The sequence below is a fragment of the Pseudomonas sp. H3_E07 genome (assembly GCF_054668895.1).
In genome coordinates this window covers 2287352-2307430 of record NZ_CP162795.1, presented here as the reverse complement: position 1 = coordinate 2307430, position 20079 = coordinate 2287352, and the positions used below count along the sequence as shown (strand labels likewise).

Annotated in this window: 18 protein-coding genes; 2 read left to right on the top strand and 16 right to left on the bottom strand. The window is 62.6% G+C overall.

Features of this window, described 5'->3' with window-relative positions; genetic code table 11:
* Window positions 1-7 precede the first annotated feature (7 nt).
* Genes AB4O08_RS10485 through AB4O08_RS10430 form a run of 12 tightly spaced genes read right to left on the bottom strand, consistent with a single transcriptional unit; the run spans window position 8 to window position 10831 of the window.
* Window positions 8-2320: an MMPL family transporter gene (locus AB4O08_RS10485; RefSeq protein ID WP_010213728.1), complete on the bottom strand. Its 2313-nt coding sequence runs from the start codon at window positions 2318-2320 to the stop codon at window positions 8-10.
* Window positions 2310-2972: an outer membrane lipoprotein carrier protein LolA gene (locus AB4O08_RS10480; RefSeq protein WP_010213726.1), complete on the bottom strand. Its 663-nt coding sequence runs from the start codon at window positions 2970-2972 to the stop codon at window positions 2310-2312. The genes AB4O08_RS10485 and AB4O08_RS10480 overlap by 11 nt, the downstream gene beginning before the upstream one ends.
* Before the next feature lie 29 nt (window positions 2973-3001).
* Window positions 3002-3427, bottom strand: coding sequence for an acyl-CoA thioesterase (locus AB4O08_RS10475; protein WP_010213724.1), 426 nt, complete (start codon window positions 3425-3427; stop codon window positions 3002-3004).
* Complete coding sequence (locus tag AB4O08_RS10470) at window positions 3420-4961, bottom strand: HAL/PAL/TAL family ammonia-lyase (protein WP_010213722.1); 1542 nt, start codon at window positions 4959-4961, stop codon at window positions 3420-3422. Before AB4O08_RS10470 ends, AB4O08_RS10475 begins: the two co-directional genes overlap by 8 nt.
* Complete coding sequence (locus AB4O08_RS10465; protein ID WP_010213720.1) at window positions 4945-5880, bottom strand: LpxL/LpxP family acyltransferase; 936 nt, start codon at window positions 5878-5880, stop codon at window positions 4945-4947. The genes AB4O08_RS10470 and AB4O08_RS10465 overlap by 17 nt, the downstream gene beginning before the upstream one ends.
* Window positions 5877-6611, bottom strand: a complete 735-nt coding sequence (locus AB4O08_RS10460; RefSeq protein WP_010213719.1) for a glycosyltransferase family 2 protein — start codon at window positions 6609-6611, stop codon at window positions 5877-5879. The genes AB4O08_RS10465 and AB4O08_RS10460 overlap by 4 nt, the downstream gene beginning before the upstream one ends.
* A complete protein-coding gene (locus AB4O08_RS10455) occupies window positions 6604-8274 on the bottom strand; it encodes an acyl-CoA synthetase family protein (protein ID WP_021493271.1) in 1671 nt (556 codons plus the stop codon). The genes AB4O08_RS10460 and AB4O08_RS10455 overlap by 8 nt, the downstream gene beginning before the upstream one ends.
* A complete protein-coding gene (locus AB4O08_RS10450; RefSeq protein WP_010213716.1) occupies window positions 8271-8816 on the bottom strand; it encodes a COG4648 family protein in 546 nt (181 codons plus the stop codon). Before AB4O08_RS10450 ends, AB4O08_RS10455 begins: the two co-directional genes overlap by 4 nt.
* Window positions 8813-9067: an acyl carrier protein gene (locus tag AB4O08_RS10445; RefSeq protein WP_003187949.1), complete on the bottom strand. Its 255-nt coding sequence runs from the start codon at window positions 9065-9067 to the stop codon at window positions 8813-8815. Before AB4O08_RS10445 ends, AB4O08_RS10450 begins: the two co-directional genes overlap by 4 nt.
* Window positions 9068-9076: 9 nt before the next feature.
* Window positions 9077-9346, bottom strand: a complete 270-nt coding sequence (locus AB4O08_RS10440) for a phosphopantetheine-binding protein (RefSeq protein WP_010213712.1) — start codon at window positions 9344-9346, stop codon at window positions 9077-9079.
* Entirely contained in the window at window positions 9324-10136 is an 813-nt protein-coding gene (locus AB4O08_RS10435) for a lysophospholipid acyltransferase family protein (RefSeq protein WP_010213711.1), read from the bottom strand. The genes AB4O08_RS10440 and AB4O08_RS10435 overlap by 23 nt, the downstream gene beginning before the upstream one ends.
* Window positions 10112-10831: a beta-ketoacyl synthase chain length factor gene (locus AB4O08_RS10430; RefSeq protein WP_010213710.1), complete on the bottom strand. Its 720-nt coding sequence runs from the start codon at window positions 10829-10831 to the stop codon at window positions 10112-10114. The genes AB4O08_RS10435 and AB4O08_RS10430 overlap by 25 nt, the downstream gene beginning before the upstream one ends.
* 304 nt (window positions 10832-11135) lie before the next feature.
* On the opposite strand from AB4O08_RS10430, the gene AB4O08_RS10425 reads away from it, so the two are divergent.
* Together AB4O08_RS10425 and AB4O08_RS10420 are read left to right on the top strand one after the other, a co-directional pair.
* Window positions 11136-11906: a ParA family protein gene (locus AB4O08_RS10425; protein WP_010213709.1), complete on the top strand. Its 771-nt coding sequence runs from the start codon at window positions 11136-11138 to the stop codon at window positions 11904-11906.
* 484 nt (window positions 11907-12390) lie between these two features.
* Complete coding sequence (locus AB4O08_RS10420; RefSeq protein ID WP_010213708.1) at window positions 12391-12609, top strand: DUF6124 family protein; 219 nt, start codon at window positions 12391-12393, stop codon at window positions 12607-12609.
* Window positions 12610-12708: 99 nt separating this feature from the next.
* On the opposite strand, the gene trxC is transcribed toward AB4O08_RS10420, so the two are convergent.
* From trxC to AB4O08_RS10400, 4 genes are all read right to left on the bottom strand, one after another.
* A complete protein-coding gene (gene trxC, locus AB4O08_RS10415) occupies window positions 12709-13143 on the bottom strand; it encodes a thioredoxin TrxC (RefSeq protein WP_010213707.1) in 435 nt (144 codons plus the stop codon).
* Between the two features lie 111 nt (window positions 13144-13254).
* Window positions 13255-14718, bottom strand: coding sequence for a protein adenylyltransferase SelO (gene selO / locus AB4O08_RS10410; protein ID WP_069672815.1), 1464 nt, complete (start codon window positions 14716-14718; stop codon window positions 13255-13257).
* Window positions 14719-14766: 48 nt separating this feature from the next.
* Window positions 14767-18105: a mechanosensitive channel MscK gene (gene mscK, locus AB4O08_RS10405; protein ID WP_010213705.1), complete on the bottom strand. Its 3339-nt coding sequence runs from the start codon at window positions 18103-18105 to the stop codon at window positions 14767-14769.
* Window positions 18106-18155: 50 nt separating this feature from the next.
* Window positions 18156-19898: a potassium/proton antiporter gene (locus AB4O08_RS10400; RefSeq protein ID WP_010213704.1), complete on the bottom strand. Its 1743-nt coding sequence runs from the start codon at window positions 19896-19898 to the stop codon at window positions 18156-18158.
* Between the last annotated feature and the right edge of the window lie 181 nt (window positions 19899-20079).

Genomic DNA, 20079 nt, shown 5'->3' with positions numbered 1-20079 from the left:
ATCACATTCATAAGGCGTGTTTCTGTTGCCCGGCCCAGGGTGCCAGCATAAAGCTGAATGCCAGTCCCAGGCTGACCGATAAGCCGAAATTACTCACTGCCGGTGTACTGGATACGGCCAGCAGACCAAACGACAACCAGGTTGTCAGCGCTGCCAACAATGTTCCCAATAGACTGACCGCAGGGCCGCCAATCTGCTCGCGCATCAGGATCGCGTAGTCGACGCTGATCGCCGTGACCAACAGCAGGCCAAACAGGCTGAACAGCGTCAGCGGCTGGCCCAGCCAACCGAGGCTGGCCAGGCTGCACAGCGCAGCAAGCAGCGGCAGCGCGACGATGCGCAAGGCACCGCCGAAGCCGAACGGCAGGATCAGCAACAGTACGATCAACACGCAGGACATCAACTTCAGTTCTGCCGCGCTGATCTGTGTGTCGGCGAACACCCGGTTCAAGTCACCCAGGCGGTCCACCAGTTGCACGCCGGGTAAATCCACCGCTTGCACCCGCAGCAGCGCCGGGTTGTTCAGGCCTTGCAGGCTGACCATCGCCGCCACGCCGCCGTCCACCGGGCCCAGCCACAAGGTGCGCCAAGGCTCGGCCAATGGGCCTACCAGTGCGGCCTCGATAGTTTGCGTAGGCAACGCTTGCAGTTGCGTCACCTCGGCTTGCAGGGCGCTGGCCGGTACGCCAAGGGCCAGCAATGGCTGCCAGTGTTGCGTCAGTGTGTTCAAGGCATCACGCAGTTGTTGCTGCTCGGCGGGCAGGCTGACCAGTTGATTGAGCGCCAGATAGCCCTTGAGCTTATCCATGTTCACCAATTGATCCAGGCGCTGCGCCAGTGCGCTTTGGCGCTCCAGCAACTGCCGCTCATCCTGCGCCCGCACCAGGAAAAACTGGCTGGTGGGCTGGAACCCGGTAATCCGCGCGACGGCCTGTGCTTCTTCCAGCAATTGCGGCGGCGCGCCGATCCATTGGCGGATATCGTTTTTGCTGTTGAGGTGCCACAGCCCACCGGCGCAAAACAGCAGCACCAGCGCCAGCAGTACGGGGCTCGGTACGCGCTTGAGCAGCGATTCGCGCACCCGCCACAGGCATTCAGCGATGCGCAGCGGCCACTGCGCCGGGCGCAACTCGACGCCTTTGAGCAGCGCCGGCAACAGGCACACGGCGGACAGGTAGGCGCCGACCAGGCCGGCAGCGGAGAACACCGCGATTTGCGTCAACGCCGGGAATGGCGTCCAGGCCAGCGCCAGGTAACCGATGCAACTGGTCGCCAGGCTCAGGCTCAGGCCGGGCAAGGTCAGGCGCAACGCCGGCCAGCTGCGCCATGGGCGCATGCTCCAGCTTTTCGACAGGTAGTGCAGCGGGTAATCCACCGCTACGCCGATCAGGCTGGAACCGAGCACCAAGGTCATCACATGCATATGCCCGAACAGCGCTACACAGGCCACCGCGCCAAACAGCATGCCCACCAGCACCGGCACAAAGGCCAGCAACACGCGCCAGCGGCGGAATGCGAGCAACAGTAACAACAGGATGCCGACGGTAGCGCCGCCGCCGACCCAGGTGATTTCCCGCGTGGCTTGCTGCTGACCATTGGCGGCGTACAGCAAGCCGCTGGCTGCCAGTAGTTGCGCACCGTGTGCGCTGGCTTGGGTGCGACTGGCCTGAAGCAGATCCGCCACCTGCAGCGGCAGTTTCATGTCGAAGGCATTGCCGGTGGTGCGCGCACGCAGCAGCACCCAGCTCTTGCCGTCGGCATCGGCGATCAGTGCGCCGCTGCCGATATCCAACTGCACCGAACCCTGTTGCGGCTGGCTGTTCTGGATACGCCCGGTGAGGCCCAGCCAGTCATCCTGGCTTGGCACCAAACTGAAGCCGGTAAAGGGGTCGAAGAGGGCTTGCACGCGCTCCTGGATAAACGCGTCGGGGTGCTCGATCAGTTGCTCGCGGTCCTTGGCCGAGAGCATCGCCAGGCGACCGCGCAGCAATTGCTCGCGCAGCGCCGGCAAATCGGCTTGCAGGTTCCACTGCACTTTTTCAAACAACCCGCTGGCCTGCCAGTGTTCGCCCAATTGCTGCGCGACGGCCACGGCTTGCTGGCGGTCGGCATGGCCTACCAATACCAGCAGCTCGCGGTTCAGCGGCTCCTGCATACGCTGTTCCGCTTGCTGCTCCAGGGCGTCCGGCGTGTTGCCCGGCACCAGCTCCATCAGGTTGGCGGACAACGGCGCGCCATGGCGCCACTGCCAGCCGGCCAGGGCGAGCACCGCGACCAGCAGGATCAGGAACAGGCGCGGCAGCAGGCGTTCACTGGGCAAAGTCGTGTTGCTCCGCGTCGCTCAATGGCTGGCTGGCGGTACTGTCCTGCATACGCAGCACGGTGCTGTCGCCTTGGGTTTCCAGCAGTTCGATGGTTTGCACCAAGTCACCACCGTCGATGTTGATCTGGGTGAAGACTTGCTTGAGCAACAGTGAGCGCGGGATCAACGTGAGCTTCCACTGTTTGGCCTCGCCTTGCAGCTGCAATTCGAAGTCACGCTGCAAGCCGCTGCTGTCGCCCTGGAGCACGGCGAGGAACAGACGGTTCTGCTCGGCGCCGGCGCTCTTGTTCGGCAGCAGTTGCCAGCCATTGGTGTCGCGGCGGGCAATGCCCTGGGGGCTGATGCGGTAGTCCTGTTGCAGCGGGGTTTTCAGCAGCCACAGCAGGCCGTGGTCCTTGGCGAGGACGAAGGAGCCTTTGCTGACCAAGGGTTGGGGCAGGGCACGCAGGTGTTTTTCCTGGGTGAAGCTGCCGTGGATCACTGAGGGTTTTGCAAGTTGGTCGCTCAGCTGCTGCAAGTCGAAGGCATGGGCCAGACTTGGAATGCCCAATAGCAGGATTAACGCGATCAAGGTGGGAGCGGGCTTGCTCGCGAAGAGCCTGAGGGCGCCGCGTAGTGTCAGGCGGATCGCGTTATCGTTGACGTCCATCGGGGGCAAGCCCCCTCCCACATGTGACCTCATTTCAAAGCCCTTTCTACGGTGTCGGTGAAGACTTTGGGGGAGGCGAGCTGCATCTCGCGGCTGGCGATTTCTACGGCGACTTGCACGGTGCTGGCGCGGGTCAAGCGCTCGCCGCTGGCCAGGTCGGTGATCAGGTAATTGACCTTCAAGCGGTTCTCCCACTCCACCAGGCTGGCGCGCACGTTGATCGTCTGGCCGAACACGGCGCCGCGCACGTAGCGCAGTTGCATGTCGATGACCGGCCAGGCGTAGCCCGACTCGAGCATCGCCGTGTAGTTGTGGCCGATCTTGTCCAGCAACGCGCAGCGCGCGACTTCCAGGTACTTCACGTAATGCCCGTGCCAGACGACGTTCATGGTGTCGACGTCAAAAAACGGCACGAGGATTTCAGTGTCGCAATGCAGCACGCCTTGGTTACGCATGCAGCCTCCAGTGTTGCTCGGCGATACGTTGCAGGCACAGGCGCAATTCGCCTTCCAGCGCACGGTCTTCGATGACCGGCGGGAAGTCCTTGGCCAGTGCTTCGTGCATCGCCGCCAGTGCTGGCGGTAACGGCCGTGCATCCTCTGCCTGGGCCCGCAGCCACACGCCCTGGTTGGCGGCGAGCAGCGTGGCGGCGGCGACCTGTTCGGTCAGTTCCAGCACGCGGATCGCATCGCGGGCGGCGATGGTGCCCATGCTTACCTTGTCCTGGTTGTGGCACTCGGTAGAGCGCGAGAACACGCTGGCCGGCATGGTGTTTTTCAATGCCTCGGCGGTCCAGGCGCTGGTACCGATCTGTACGGCCTTGAAGCCGTGATTGATCATCGCGCGGTCGGCCGGCGCGCCGGAGAGGTTGCTCGGCAGGCCGTGGTTGTAGCGCACGTCCACCAGCAACGCGAGCTGACGGTCGAGCAGGTCGGCGACGTTGGCCACCAGTGTCTTGAGGCTGTCCATGGCGAAAGCGATATGCCCGCCGTAGAAGTGCCCACCGTGCAGCACGCGTTCTTCTTCGGCGTCGATGATCGGGTTGTCGTTGGCGCTATTGAGCTCGATCTCGATGAACGAGCGCAGCCAGTTAAGGCTGTCGGCCAGTACGCCGAGGACGTGGGGCGCACAGCGCAACGAATAGCGATCCTGCAGACGGTGCAGCGGCGCGGTTGGCGCATCGATCGCCAGGTCCTTGCGCAACCACGCGGCGACTTGCATCTGCCCCGGGTGCGGCTTGGCGGCGAACAGGCGCTCGTCGAAGTGTTCCGGGTTGCCTTGCAACGCCACCACGTTCAGCGCGGTGATGCGCGTTGCCAGTTGCAGCAGGTAGTCGGCGCGGGCGAAGGCCAGGCAGGCCAGGCCGGTCATCACCGCGGTGCCGTTCATCAGCGCCAGGGCTTCCTTGGGGCGCAGGACCAGCGGTTCCCAGCCCAACTCACGGTGCACGTCGATCGCCTGGCGGCGTTCGCCACGGAACATCACTTCGCGTTCGCCGGACAGGGTCGCCGCCACGTAGGACAGTGGCGTCAGATCACCGCTCGCACCCACCGAGCCTTCTTCCGGGATCAACGGCAGCACGTCGTGTTCGAGGAACGCATGCAGGCGCTCCAGCAACTCCACGCGCACACCGGAAACACCGTGGCACAGCGACTGCAAACGCGCGGCCAGCACGGCGCGGGTGGCTTGGGCGTCGAGCAACTTGCCCAGGCCGCACCCGTGGAAGGTGTACAGATGACGGGGCAAGGCCTCGACGTGCTGCAACGGCACCGCCACCACGCAGGAATCGCCGTAGCCGGTGGTCACGCCGTAGATCACGCCTTCCTTGTCCAGCAGCGAGTCGAGGAACTGCGCGCCCTTGGCAATGCGCTGGCGATACGCGGCATCGCTCTGCAATTGGGTCGGCGCCTGACGGTTGGCCAGGGCCAGCACGTCTTCGATGCGCAAGGCGCGTTCGCCAAAGGTTACCGGCTCAAGATGCGTCGTCATCGGTCTTCCAGAAAGGGTAAAAGTTGAACCATTGTTGGGGCGCTTCCAGGCAGAACTGGCCCAGGCGCGCGGCGTAGCGCGCGGTCCACAGGGCTATGATCTGCTCGCGGGTATTGCGTTTCCATTCGATCATGTCGGCGAAAGGCTCAATGCTCAGGCGATAGCGACTGTTGTGCTTGAGGCACATCAGCAGGTTTACCGGGCACTTGAGCAAACCGGCCAGCAGCCACGGGCCTTGGGGGAAGGCGGCGTCATGGCCGAGGAAGTCTACGCGCACCGTGCGCCCGCCGTGCAGCGGCACGCGGTCGCCGGCAATCGCCAGCCACTCGCCGTCGTCCAGACGCTGGCTGAGCAGCAGCATGGTGGCCGGGTCCAGCTCGCTGACCTGGATCAGGCGCAAATGGGTCGCCCCGGCTTCGCCCAGCAGGCGATTGAATTGCTCGGCGTGCTTGGTGTGCACCAGCACGTTCATGGTGACCTGCTCGCCAATCTCGGCAAGAGCGCGGCACACTTCCAGGTTGCCCAGGTGCGCGCCCACCAGCATCTGCCCGCGTTCGCCGCGCAGTTGTCCGCGCAACTGCGCCGGGTCGTTGATCTCGATCTGCTCCAGGCGCAGCTTGCCGTTCCACACGTCGAGTTTGTCGAGCAGCGAGTCGGCAAACGCCATGAACTGACCAAAGACTTTCCAGTGAGTGGGGCGCAGTTCATCGCGCCCGCTCCAGTCGGCCAGGCGCTGTTGGTATTGCCAGGCGCTCTGGCGCGCGGTGCGGCCAAACAGGAAGAAGTACAGGACGATGCCGTACAGCACCGGGCTCAACAAACGGCGGCCGAGGACTTTGGCGGCGAAGGCGGTGAGCTTCATCAGCCAATAACTGCCACGTTCCTCGCGGTCGGCCCAGTGTTTGCTGCTGTCGCTCATGCCTGCCACCGTCGCCACAGGATCATCGGCGCCCGCACCAACATGCCGAAAAACAACCGGGTGTGCATGGCTGAAATGCGCACGTTGTCACGAAACAACCGGAAGTGCGACAGGCCGTCGGCGGGGTAGTGCACCTGGGTCGGCAGCCAGCGCATTGGCTGGTTGCGCCAGGCCAGGCGCACCAGAATGTCGGAGTCGAAGTCCATGCGCGTGCCGATGTAGGCCGAGTCCATCAGCGCCAGCACCGGTGTCAGCGGGTACACGCGAAAGCCGCACATCGAGTCGCGGATCTGCAGCGACAAGGTGTTGATCCACACCCACACGTGGGTCAGGTAGCGCGCATACAGGCGGCCTTTGGGCACACTGTCGTCGTATTCGGGGTAGCCGCAGATAATGGCATCGGGGTGACGGCGCGAGGTGTCGAGGAAGGTCTCGACTTCGCGCAGGTCGTGTTGGCCGTCGGCGTCGACTTGCAGGGCGTGGCTGAAGCCCAGGCGTGCGGCTTCGCGGAACCCGGCCATCACTGCACCGCCCTTGCCCTGGTTGGTGGGCAAGGTCAGTAGGGTGACGTTGTCGATCGTCGCCAGTTGCGCCAGAACCGCTGCGCAGGCCGGGCTGCTGCCGTCGTCGACCAACAGGCAAGGCAGGCCACTGTTCAACAGGCTGCGGACCACGGCGGGCACGGCCGCTTCGTGGTTGTAGACCGGGATCAGGGCGCAGGGGTTATGCATTGACGCTCTCCAGCACAATCCGACCGCTGGAGCAGGCCGCAACACCGTTGCGATAGGCGAAATACAACTTGCCGCGTTGCGCATCAAACCGCAGATGCAATTCGATAGCGTCGCCTGGCCGCACCAGTTGCTGGAACTTGAGTACTTCCATCCCGGCAAACGTTGCCGGCAAGTCGAGCAACTGCTGACCCAGATTAAATGCCCACTCCACCTGCACCACCCCCGGTAACACGGGGGTGACCGGGAAGTGCCCGCTGAAGTAGGCCAGGTCTGGCGGGACGCTCAGTTGCAAGGTCCATTCGCCATTGGCTTCGACCTGCTCCAGTACTTCCGGGGCTTTCGGTCGTGATGCCAACAAGAGCCCCTCGACTTGCGCCTGGGGCAGTTTGCCCTGGCTGTTCAGGGGCAGCTGGCGCAGTAACCGCCAGCGCCGCGGCAGTGCCAGGGCTTCGCAATGTTGGCTCAAGTGTTGGCGCAGGGTTTGCGTGAGCGTGCGACGGCCCTGATTGCGCAGCGCATGCAGGCCCTCGTCACTCAGCACCACCAGGGCGCCAAGGGACGCGCGGTTTTCCTGCACCACCCCCAGGCGGGTTTCCGCGACCCACGGGTGGGTCATCAGCGCGTGTTCCAGCATGGGCAGGGAGATGCGTTTTTCTTCCAGCTTGACGATGCGATCCAGACGACCCAGCAGCTCGAAGCGGCCATCGGCATGGATACGTGCAGCGTCGGCGGTTTGTTCGATGTGCCCTTCAGGCAGATACGGTGAAGCAATGCGCAGGGCGCCGTCGGCATCCTGGCTCAGGTGCACGTCGGCAAACGGCTGCCAAGGCTGCGCACCCTGGCGCCAGGCGATACCGCCGGTTTCCGAACTGCCGAGGATCTCTGTCGGCCATTGCTGCAAGCGGTCATAAAGGCTGCCGGCGGCTTCCACGGGCAGTGCGCCGCCGGAGGAAAACACCCGTGACACTTGGCTTAGCGCCGGCCAGTCGAGGTTGTCGCCCATGCGCTTGAGCAGCGCCGGGCTGGCGACCCAGGCAAAATGCGTGTGCTCGCGGCTGGCGCGCTGCAAATCTTCGGGGAAGGCCAGTTGCTTGCGCACAAAGGTACGCCCGGCGCACAGCGGCCAGAGCACTCGGAACAGCAAGCCGTAGATATGTTGAGTGGCAACGCTGCCGATGATGCACGCGTCTTTTAGGTCCGGGCCCCACAGGGTTTCCAGTGCCTCGACTTCATTAGCCAGCTGGCGCAGTGTCTTGTCGATGCGCTTGGGCTCGCCGCTGGAGCCGGAGGTGCACAGGCTCAGTTGGCAGCTGTCCAGATCGAGGGCGGCGGGGCTCAGTGGTGTTTGAAACAGTGCGTCCAGGTCAGCTGCTTCGGTCAGCCAGGCGTCAACGGCGGCGTCCCAGCGCTGACGGGTCTGAGGTTGCAGGTCGGCGGGCAGCAGCACGCTGACCCCGGCGCGCCAGGCGCCCAGCAGGGCAATCGCCAGCAGGCCTGCATCTTCCAGGTACACGGCCAGGCGCTGGATGCCGCGCGCTTGCAGGCCTGCGGCCAGGCTCAAGGACTGCGCCCACAGCTGGGCATGATCCATTGCAGGTTCGGTGGTGACCGGACGCTGTTCCAGCGGCTCAAGCAGCAAGTGCTCAAGTTTCAACCCATTCATACGCGGCCTCGAACCCTTTGTCGTACCAGCCATTCCACGGCAAACAACAGCCCCATCAGCCCGTAGGCGATCAGGCCGTTGTACAACGTCCACCAGCTCAGCGGCGCCCACAGGGTGAGGGCGGCGGCGAGCAGGCCATTACACAGAAAAAACACACTCCACACCACGGTGACCTGGCGGGTATACACAATGGCTTGCGCGGGCAACACCGGGTCGGTCATGCGCGCCAGGCGCTCGACCATCGGCGGGCCGTATTTGAGACTCAGGCCGAACAGCGCCAACATAAACCCGCTGACCAGGCTCGGGTACCAGCGCAGCAGGTGCGGGTTGTCGAACCAGGCCAGCAACAGGCAGAACACCATCACGGCCAACGCCATCCAGCGGCTGCCGGGGCGTCGCGCACCGGTCAGCGTGCGCAGCAGCCACAGGCCGCCCAGCAGCAGCCCGAATTGCCACGGTGCGAAGTGTTCGGTGCCGTAATACACCGCAAAGGGGTACAGCAGCCCCGCCAACAACAGGCCAAGGCCGATCAGCCGGCTCATGCGGCCGGCTGGACCAGACGGTACACCGCCTCAACCACGTCGTTCACGGTACGCACGGCCTTGAATTCTTCGGCGGCGATCTTCTTGCCGGTTTGGCGCTTGATATGGTCGATCAAGTCGACGGCGTCGATGCTATCGATTTCCAGGTCCTGGTAAAGGTTGGCGTCAAGGGTGACGCGTTCCGGCGGCAGTTCAAACAGTTCCACCAAGGCGTCGCGCAAGGTGTTGAAAATATCGTCACGAGTTTGCATGGTCCGGTCTCAAGCTGCCTGTCTGGCCGTGACGAACGCCGCAAGGCTGGCCACGTTGGTGAAGTGATTGCGGGTGTCCTTGGCGTCGGCGTCGATCTTGATGCCGTACTTTTTCTGGATCGCCAGGCCCAATTCCAGGGCGTCTACCGAATCCAGGCCGAGGCCTTCGCCGAACAGGGTTTGCTCGCTACCGATGTCGTCGACGCTGATGTCTTCCAGGCCCAAGGCCTCGATGATCAGCATCTTTATGTCGTGCTCAAGGCGGTGTTGGTCGCTCATCTTCGGCGAGCTCCTTAATAAAATAGTGATGCAGGTAATCGTTGAGCTTGCGTGAGGCCTGGGGTGGGGGCCCCAGTGTTGCGAACGCCTGTGGTTCTATATCGGCACCCACCCGCAAACTGAAGTGCACGCGGCATTTTGGGATGCGATACCAGGGTTCGGCCTTGGTCAGCGTCGTGGGGCTGACCTTGATCACCACGGGAGTGATGATTGTCGCACCGCGCAGCGCAATGGCGGCGCCGCCGCGATGAAAGGCAGGCGCTGCGCCGGGTGTGGTGCGGGTGCCTTCGGGAAAGATGATCAGGGTTTGGCCGCCACGCAGGGCATCAGCCGCCGCATCGAGCATTTCGGCACTGCCGTCGTTGCTGATATAACCCGCGTCGCGCACCGGCCCACGGGTGAAGGGGTTCTGCCACAGGCTCTGCTTGACCACGCAGTTGGCCTGGCGCACCAAGCCGATCAGGAACACCACGTCGATCAGCGACGGGTGGTTGGCGATGATCATCTGGCCTGGGCGGCCGAGTTTTTCCGTGCCTTCGACGCTGTAGGTGAGCACGCCGGCGCGCTGCATCAGGCGGATAAAGAACCAGAACAGCCAACTGATCGTATGGCGGGCGCGGCTGCGGTGTTTTGCAGCGTCCCCTGGCAGGCAACTGAGCAACGGGAACACCAGCAAACGCAGGCACAGGCCACCGAAGCCGAACAGAGCGAAGCTGGCGGCGGTGGCGAACAGGCGCCAGTAATAGGCATCCCGAGGTTTGTCGTTCAGGGCTTGCGTTGCCAGTTCCATACACGGTTCTTCCAGGCATGTTGGCAGGCGACCTGTTCGGTGAGCAGGGTGCGCAGCAGGTTCAGGGCGTGGGGCCACTGGGTTTGAGTGAGTTGGACACTGGCGCTGCTCAGTTCCAACTGCCACTCGTCGCCCGGCGTCAGCAGCAGACCAAGGGCATAGGGAAACGGCACGTCCACAATCCAGCTGGCGTAGGCTTCGGGCGGCTGTTCTTCGGTGATGACCAGCAAGACCGCGGGTGCGCCTTCGTTGAGCAAGGCCGCCGCTTCGAGCATGCCGTGCTCCAGGCCGTCACCTGCGGCCGCGAGGGCTGTCATTTCGCTGGTTTCATTGCGCAAGATCGACCACAGGCCAATCACCGCGTTGTGCACCGACAGGCTGAACTGGGTCGGCGACAGCGGCTGCTCGTTGGCCAGATCGCTGAGAATATCGAGGGTGCGCGGGGTCTCGCCGTGTCGGGAAATAAACACCAACGGCAGGTCCTGCAGGCTCTCGGCCAGTGGCCAGCCCACGCTGAAGGCCATGCGCGCCAGGCGGCTCAGGCGGCGGCGTTGCATGGCCGGCAAAAATGACACGTCAGGGCAGGCATCGCTGGCAGGGAGTAACACCGGGGCCTGGCACCAGGCGCGCCAGTCGTCCACGCTATCAAGCCCTGGGGCCCAGGCGCGCCATTGGGCGATGTTGAAAGTGATCACTGAGAAGTTATCCCGCCCCTGCGGGCTTCCATGTGCGGCTTTTGGCCCCGAATACCGGGACAGGGAGCAATAGCCGAGTGGTGCGCATTATCCCGGTGCCGTGGGGTTCTAGCAAATATTGGTAAAAAATTGTTCACGGCTGATTACAATTTGGTTGGGATTATTTACGGATTGTCCTTTACCCCTCGCCGATTTGGATTGTCAGACCCTTCCTGTTCGTTTGTCGGGGGTGGATGAACGAGGTAGCGAACATTCGCTTAAGCCCTCTACACTCGAGCATTCATTGATACACGGAGGTTTTTCCATGCGGCGCGTGGTGTTCAATCAAAAAGGCGGCGTTGGCAAGTCCAGCATTGCCTGCAACCTGGCGGCAGTCAGCGCCAGCGAAGGCTATCGAACCCTGTTGGTGGACCTCGATGCACAAGCCAACTCAACCCAGTACCTCACTGGGCTGACCGGCGACGATATACCGATGGGCATTGCCGAATTTTTCAAGCAGACCCTGTCTTCCGGGCCTTTTTCGAAGAAAAACCGAGTAGATATCTACGAGACGCCCTTCGACAACCTGCATGTGATCACCGCCACCGCCGAACTGGCGGACCTGCAGCCCAAGCTCGAGGCCAAGCACAAGATCAACAAGCTGCGAAAGCTGTTGGATGAGCTGAGCGAAGATTACGACCGGATTTACCTGGACACCCCGCCAGCATTGAATTTTTATGCGGTTTCGGCGCTGATTGCCGCTGATCGTGTACTGATCCCCTTCGATTGCGACAGCTTCTCGCGCCAAGCCCTGTATGGCCTGCTGGCTGAGATTGAAGAACTGAAGGAAGACCATAACGAAGGCCTAGAAGTGGAAGGCATCGTGGTCAACCAGTTCCAGGCGCGGGCGAGTCTGCCACAGCAGATGCTGGAGGAGTTGATTGCCGAGGGCCTGCCGGTGTTACCGGTGTACCTGGCCAGCTCGGTGCGCATGCGCGAGTCGCACCAGGAGAACAAGCCCCTGATCCACCTGGACCCACGGCATAAGCTGACGCAGCAGTTTGTCGAGCTGCATAACCTGTTGGAAAACGCGTGATCTGAACGACAACACAAAACCCTTGTGGGAGTGGGCTTGCTCGCGAATGCGGTGTGTCAGTTTCAGATGTACAGACTGAGACACCGCATTCGCGAGCAAGCCCGCTCCCACATGTGTATCGCATTCCTGCAGCTGGAGTTGGATGTGCCCCACGGGGGCTGTAGGACGGGTCTGGCAATAGGGGTTGTGCCTTGTAACGTTGCCTACAGGTAAGCCAGAATCGCCCGGCTTGTGCGTCTGGGTGGGCGTCTCTAAGGTTCCCGGGTCGCTGAATGTTCAGTGATCGGGTTTAGTAGCCCAACCGACCAAAGCAGTTACACCGCTCCCAAAGCATGGCGGCATATCGCCTATATGATGGTGGCTGTGCGCAGGGCACTTTCGGGTGCGCCGGTCTTTGCTTTGTTCCCCGGTCTACTAACCTGCGTACAGCTACCGCCCTTCGTTTAGTAGCGAAAAGGTGGTGGCCCTATCAGGGAACAAATGCATGTCTATTCGTCTTTTCAATGTGGCGCCCAACCTCCCCACCGAAACCCTCGTCCTCAACAGCTACGAAACCTTCTCCTCCGTCCGCACCTTGTTGCTCAACCTGTCCAACGACCTCAGCGGCGAACACCGCGACGTGGCCTTGGCCATTCACCAATTGAGCGAACTCGGCGTAATGCTGGTCGGCCAGATGATGGACCGCGAAGCCCCACTAACCTGAGGCTGAAACACGGTCCATGTGGGAGCTGGCTTGCCTGCGATAGCTGTAGTGAATTCAACACTGCCATCGCAGGCAAGCCCGCTCCCACATTTGACCGCGTTACACGCCCTGGCTACGCAACCAGTTCATCAACTGCGGCAACGGAAACGCCCCGCTCTGACGCGCCACTTCGCGGCCGTTCTTGAACAGAATCAAACTGGGAATCGAGCGAATCCCCAACTGCGCCGACAGCTGCTGATTGGCCTCGCTGTCGAGCTTGGCCAATCGGCACTTGCCCTGCAACTGTCCGGCCGCCTGCTCAAACACCGGCGCGAACGACTTGCACGGCCCGCACCAGTCGGCCCACACATCCACCAGCAACGGCAGGTCGCCCTTAATCTGGCTGGCGTAGTCGCCCTGTTTCAGTTCGAAAGGCTTGCTCAACAACACCGGCTGCTTGCAGCGCCCGCATTTGGGCGCGTCACTCAGGCGTTCGCCGGGGATGCGGTTAAGGCCGTTGCAATGGGGGCAGGGGATTACAAGCGGTTCGGACATCGGGAGGGCTCCTAGGGTATGGCCAATAAGTCCAATTTGGAGCCGACGCTGACATTTATCAAGGTAAATGCAGCCCCGAACCGCGCAAGACAAGCCCGCCCACTACAGCGCCTATGAGGAACAGCTGATTTCCAGGTGTTTGCCCCAATCCGGCGGCCGCTGTGCGTATTGCTCCATCCCCGCTTGCTCCTCAAACGGCTTGGACAGCACCTCGTGCAGCCGCCGGACTTCGCTGTAATCCCCTGACTCGGCTGCAGTGATGGCGTTCTGCGCGAGGTAGTTGCGCAGGATGTACAGCGGGTTCACTGCGTGCATCCGCTCACGGCGTTGCTCTTGGCTATATTCCCCATCCCGCACAACACGGGCCTTGTACTGCTCAGCCCAGGCATCAAACCCGGCCAGGTCGACAAAGTCATCGCGCAGTCGCGTCACCGCCGGCGCCGCCGATTCATCCCCCAGGCGGCGGAAGAACAGGGTGTAATCCACGCCGCTGTTCTGCATCAGTTGCAACAAGCGCTCCACCAGCTTCTGGTCATCGTCTTCGGCGGTGGTCAGCCCCAAGCGGCGGCGCATCAAATCCAGGTAATTGGCCTGATACAGCGGCAGGTATAAGCCCAGCGCTTCTTTCAAAGCATCGACGCTGATAAACGGCGTCAACGCCTGTGCCAATGCACTGAGGTTCCACTGCCCAATCGGCACTTGGTTGCTGAAGGAGTAACGCCCTTCATGGTCGGAGTGGTTGCAGATGAAATGCGCGTCAAAGTCATCCAGGAACGCAAACGGCCCGAAGTCGAACGTGATGCCCAGGATCGACATGTTGTCGGTGTTCATCACGCCATGGCAGAAGCCATAAGCCTGCCATTTTGCGATCAGTTCGGCGTTGCGCTCGACGATTTCACGGAACATCGCCAGGTACGGCTCAGGTTGTTCACGGCACTCGGGGTAGTGCAGGTTCAGTACATGCTCGGCCAAGAGTGCCTGCTGCTCGGGCTTTTTGGTGTAGTAGAAGTATTCGAAATGGCCGAAGCGGATATGACTGTGCGCCATGCGCAACACCATCGCGCCGCGCTCCTGCTTCTCGCGCCACACGGGGGTGTCGGAGCCGATCACGCACAGCGCACGGCTGCTGGGGATGCCCAGCGCGTGCAGTGCTTCGGAGGCCAGGAACTCGCGGATGGACGAGCGCAATACCGCGCGCCCATCGCCCATCCGTGAGTAAGGCGTCATCCCGGCGCCCTTCAGATGTAGGTCCCAGTGCTCGCCGGCCTCGTTGTACGCCTCGCCCAGCAACAACCCGCGGCCATCGCCCAGTTGCGGGGTGTAGCCACCGAACTGATGCCCGGAATAGACCATCGCCCGCGGTTCGGCCTCGGCCCACAGCGTGTGGCCGCCGAACAGCTCGGCGAACACCGGTGTTTCGGCAACGGCGGGATCAAGATCGAGCAGGGCCATGGCGGCCGTGCTCGCCACGACCAGGCGCGGTGCGTCGAGGGGCTCAGGCAATACGTGGGTCGAGAACGCGTCGCCCAGGCGTGCGAAGCGGTTGTCGAAGGTCAGTTCGTCGAGGGCTTTCACCGGCCATCTCCAGCAGAATGTCCGAGCATTCTGCTGGGGATAACGGCGTTAGTCGAGTTTGCTCGGCGGCGGTTCCTGCACACCGCCGTCGTTGGCGGGCTTGGCCGGGGTGTCGACCTCCACCAATTTGTATTCCTGGCCGTGGAGGTTCTTGAGGTAGACCTCCATCTGGCGGAACGAGATGTTGATGTGCTCTTTCTTGAACTCGCGATTGATAAAGCGGTTCACTTCGTCGATCACCGGGTTACGGTCGCCGAGGTCGCGCACGTGCATGCGCAGTTCGTGGTCGAGGGTGCTTTCGCCGAAGTTGAGGAAGTACACATGGGGCTCCGGCTCCTTGAGTACCCGTGGGTTGTCGCGGGCGGCCTTGAGCAGCAGTTCCTTCACGCGGTCCAGGTCGGAGCCGTAGTCCACACCCAGCTTCAACGTGACGCGGGTGATGGTGTCGGTCAGCGACCAGTTGATCAGTTGCCCGGTAATGAAGGTCTTGTTCGGGACAATGATGTCCTTGCGATCAAAGTCAGTGATCGTAGTGGCGCGGATGCGGATCTTGCTCACCGTGCCCGACAGGTTGCCGATGGTGATGGTGTCGCCGATCCGCACCGGGCGCTCGAACAGGATCATGATGCCGGAAATGAAGTTGGCGAAAATCTCCTGCATGCCGAAGCCCAACCCCACCGACAGCGCCGCCACCAACCATTGCAACTTGTCCCAGCTCACGCCGAGGGTGGACAGGGTGGAGACGAAACCGACGCCGGCAATCACATACGACAGCAACGTAGTCGTCGCATAGGCGCTGCCCTGGGCCAGGTCCAGCTTGGACAGCACCAGGACTTCGAGCAGGCCGGGCAGGTTGCGCGCCAGCGCGAAGGTGATGCCGATAATGATCAAGGCGCCGAGCAAGTCGCCGATGCTGATGGGGACCATGCTGATATTGGCGCCGGTACCGCTGGTGTATTCGTACAGCGTGACGTTATCCAGATACGAAAATACCGAGATCAGGTCCGACCACACCCAGTACAACGCCGCGATGAAGCCGCCGAGCAAGGCCAGGCGGATCAGGCGCATGGACTGTTCGTTGACCTGTTCGATGTCCAGGGTCGGTTCTTCGATCACCGCTTCGCCGTCGCCGGCTTCCTTGGCGGCTTGGCGTTTGGCCAGGGCGCGCGCGTAGGCCAGGCGCCGGGCGGCAACGCCCAGGCCGCGAACGAAGGTGGCTTCGATCACCAGCCAGAACATCAGCAGGTACAGGGTGTTGATCAGGCGATCGCTGAGCTTGAGCGCGGTGTAGTAGTAGCCAAAGCACACGGCGATAAACAGCGCGACCGGCAGCGCGGTAAACAACAGGCCCACGGCCTTGCGAAACAGCGAAGCCTTTTCATGAGTGGGGCTGTTGAGCAACAGGCGGCCGAGCAGCCAGGCCATCAGCGCGTAGCAGGTCAGTACCACGCCGATACCCAGCACGTCGTCGGCGAGCGCCGCCGGTTGGTGTTCAGCGATGGCCACCACGGCCACCAGCGCCAGCACCACTAACCCGAGCTTGCGCACCCAACCTTGCAGGAATTCGACCTGGGGCTTTTCCCAGCGGAAGTGCAGTTCGGCCACGCCGCCCGGCGCCAGGATGCGATAAGCGGTATAGAACACCAGCCAGGCCTGGGCGATCTGCAGCAGGGCCGAGCCGAGGTTGGCGTTTTGCCCACGAGCGTCGATCTGCAACGCGTAGCCGCACAGCGCCAAACCCAGGGACACCGGCATCGCCAGCAGGATATTGATCAGGATGGCCTGTGGCGTGTGCCACTGGCTGTCACGTTTGAAGTGGCCGATGTCCAGGTGCACCTTGTTCAGGCGCTGATACAGGTTTTTACGGCGCCACAGCAGGGCACCAATCAACAGCAGCAGGGGCAGGAACAGCAGCGGGCGCTGGGTCAGGCCGTCATACAGTTCGCTGACGCTGGAAGCCCAGGGCAAGGTGGCGACTTGTTTGCTCAGGTGCGCCGGGACCGTTTCCAGCCATTCGGTGTCCAGCGGCTTGTTGCTGGGGATCCAGAACATCTGCTCATCCAGCGTCGCCCGCAGGGTAGTGGCGGTGCTGAGCAGTTGTTTCTGGTTCAGTTGCAGCGTGATGGATTCGTTGAGCAGCGCGCTCAGCTCGCGGCTCAGGCGCTCCAGCAGGTCGCTGCGGGTGATCGCCAGTTCCAGCAAGGTGCGGCGCAACTGCGGGGTGACGTCTTCCGGCGACTGGTTGGCCAGCAAGTTATCCACATAGGCGCTGGGAGAGCTGATCAGTTCACGTTGCTGGTTGACCTCGAACTGGTACAGGCGAATGTTGGCAATGTCGTCCGCCAGGTCGCGGTCTACTGTCAGGCGCGGCAAGGCCTGTTTCTGTTTATAGAGGATCTTGGACAGCAGCAGGCTGCCCTTGAGCACGTTGATCTGCTCGTCCAGGGCCGAGTCGCTCTGGGTCACGGTGTCGAGTTGCTGCTTGGTTTTCAGGTTCTTCTGGGTCAGGTCGTTGAGGCGGTCAGTACTTTTGAGCAGGTAATCGGACAGCTTCAGGTTGGCTGCGCTCTCGGTGGCCAGCAGACTGCTGCCGCCGGCCTTTTGCGCTTCGATGGACTGTTGGGTCACCGTTTGTTGGGACTGGGCCAGGCGCTTCTGGTTGATCAGGGTCTGCAGGTCCTGGATCTCTTGTTCCAGGCGCGCGGTTTTCTCCATCACTAGGTCGTGCTGGCTGTTGCCCAGGTCTTGCAGTTGGCTGTTGCCGGCCAGTTCCTGGCGGCGCAGGGGGATCAGCGCGCTAAGGGCCGCGAGTTCGGCGTTGAGCTGGTTGCGCTGGTCGCCGCTGAGGGTTTTGCCGTTGTCTTTGCCGGCCTTGAGGATCGAATTGATCTGCAGGATGCGCGTCTGGCTGCTGCTGATCTCGGTCTGGGCGCGCTCGGGGCGGGTCTGGGCGGCAATGGACAGGCTGTTGGCGTCGGCCAGTTCTTTTTGCAGGTCGCCTTGCTGGGTGGTGCGCTGCACCAGCAACTGCTCAAGCTGCGGCACCGGCAAAGTGGCGTAGCGCTGGGCGACCGGGACGATTTTGGTGGCCTTGAGCCGGGTCAGTTCGCGCTGGTTATCAGCGGTCTGGCGCGGCGCGTCTTCCAGCTGGCGTTTGAGGTCGACCAGGCGCTGCTCGTAATCCTGCTTGTTGCCCAGGTACGTCAGGGTCTGCTGCAGGATGGTCTGCAGGGCCTTCATGTCGGCGTCGGGCAGCTTGCGGTCGGGCAACTTGTCCAGGGTTTGCTGGATGGCGTCGGCGCTGGGCGGGTCGGCCGCGTGAACGGTGCCGACACAAAGGGTCAGGCCCAGCAGGGCAGTGGCGAGGAACGTGCGCAGGGTAGGCATAGAGACCGGTCTTGCAAGGTGAAGAATCGGGGGCGTCGTCGCCCCGCAGTTTAGAGGAAGAGACCGGGGCCCGGGCGACTTCCTTCGGGGAATCTGACGCCCACTTTGCCGATCTTGTTCCCATCCATGACCGCGACGGTCCAGATGGTGTTATTCCACTCCACCTGGTCGCCGACGATGGGGGCGCCGCCGACTTTTTGGGTGATGAAGCTGCTCAGCGGCATATCGGGGTCGATGCCCTCCAGTTTCAGGCCGTACAGCGCCGAAACCGCGCCCAGCTGGGCGTCGCCTTCCAGCACGAAGTCGCCGAAGAAACGCAGGTCGAGACCGCGTTGCGGGGCCTGGCTGAACAGTTTGCCCAGTGCCGGCAGGTTGTGTTCGTGGCCGATCACGCAGAGCAAATCGCCGACTTCCAGCACGGTACTACCCGACGGATGGAGCAGTTGCTGGCCACGGAACAGCGCGGCGATCCGCGTGCCTTCGGGCATTTTCAGCTCGCGCAGGGCAGCGCCGATGCACCATTTCTCCGCGCCCAGGCGGTAGACGAACAGCTCCCACTCGCTGGTGACGTGCACTTCCAGCGCTGCACGGGAGATCGGTGCCGGGTCCGGCGGTACGGTGACTTTGAGCAGCTTGGCCACCCACGGCAGGCTCGTGCCCTGCACCAGCAGCGACACCAGTACGATAAAGAACGCGAGGTTGAAGTACAGCTGCGCATGGGGCAGGCCGGCCATCAGCGGGAACACCGCCAGAATGATCGGGACCGCGCCGCGCAGGCCAACCCAGGCGATAAAGGCTTTTTCGCGCCCATGGAAGGCCTTGAAGGGCAGCAGGCCGACCATCACCGACAACGGCCGCGCAAACAGGATCATCCACAGCGCCAGGCCCAGGGCCGGCAGTGCGATGGGCAGTAAGTCATGGGGGGTGACCAACAGGCCCAGCACCAGAAACATACCGATCTGCGCCAGCCAGGCCATGCCGTCGAGCATATGCAGAATGCCATGACGGCTGCGCACCGGGCGGTTACCGATCACCAGGCCGCACAGGTACACGGCGAGGAAGCCGCTGCCGTGCAGGGCGTTGGTCACGGCGAACACGAACAGGCCACCGGCGATCACTAGGATCGGGTACAAGCCGGTGGCCAGGTTGATGCGGTTGACCATCTGCAGCATCAACCAGCCGCCGCCCAGGCCGACCACGCCGCCGATGCCGAACTCGCGCACCAGGTGCGTCAGCAGGCTCCAGTGCAGGCCGGTCTGGCCGCTGGCGAGCATGTCGATCAAGGTGACGGTGAGGAATACCGCCATCGGGTCGTTGCTGCCGGATTCGATTTCCAGGCTGGCAGTAACCCGCTCGTTGAGGCCCTTGCCGCCGAGCAGCGAGAACACCGCCGCGGCGTCCGTGGAGCCGACAATCGCGCCGATCAGCAGGCCCTGGATGAGATTGAGGTCAAACAGCCAGGCCGCGGCCATGCCCGTGAGGCCGGTGGTAATCAACACCCCCACCGTGGCCAGCGACAACGCCGGCCAGAGTGCCACGCGGAAACTCGCCACCCGTGTGCGCAAACCGCCGTCGAGCAGGATCACGGCCAGGGCGAGGTTGCCCACCAGGTAGGCGGTCGGGTAGTTATCGAAGATGATGCCGCCGCCATCGACGCCGGCGACCATGCCCACGGCCAGGATGATCACCAATATCGGGATACCCAGGCGGGACGAGAGAGAACTCACCAGAATGCTCGCACTCACCAGCAACGCGCCGATCAAGAACAGGCTGTTGATGGTCGTCGCATTCAAAGGCAGTACTCCATAAGCAAACAGGACGGGGCGCAAACTGACCATGCAGTCTGCGTGCCAGCGATTCTAACCTGTTGAATTGCTGCGCTGTCAAAAAGCTTTTTCTGATTTGCGCAAAGCCAAATGTGGGAGCTGGCTTGCCTGCGATGGCGGCGTGTCAGGCGCTAGAGGCGCTGGCTGA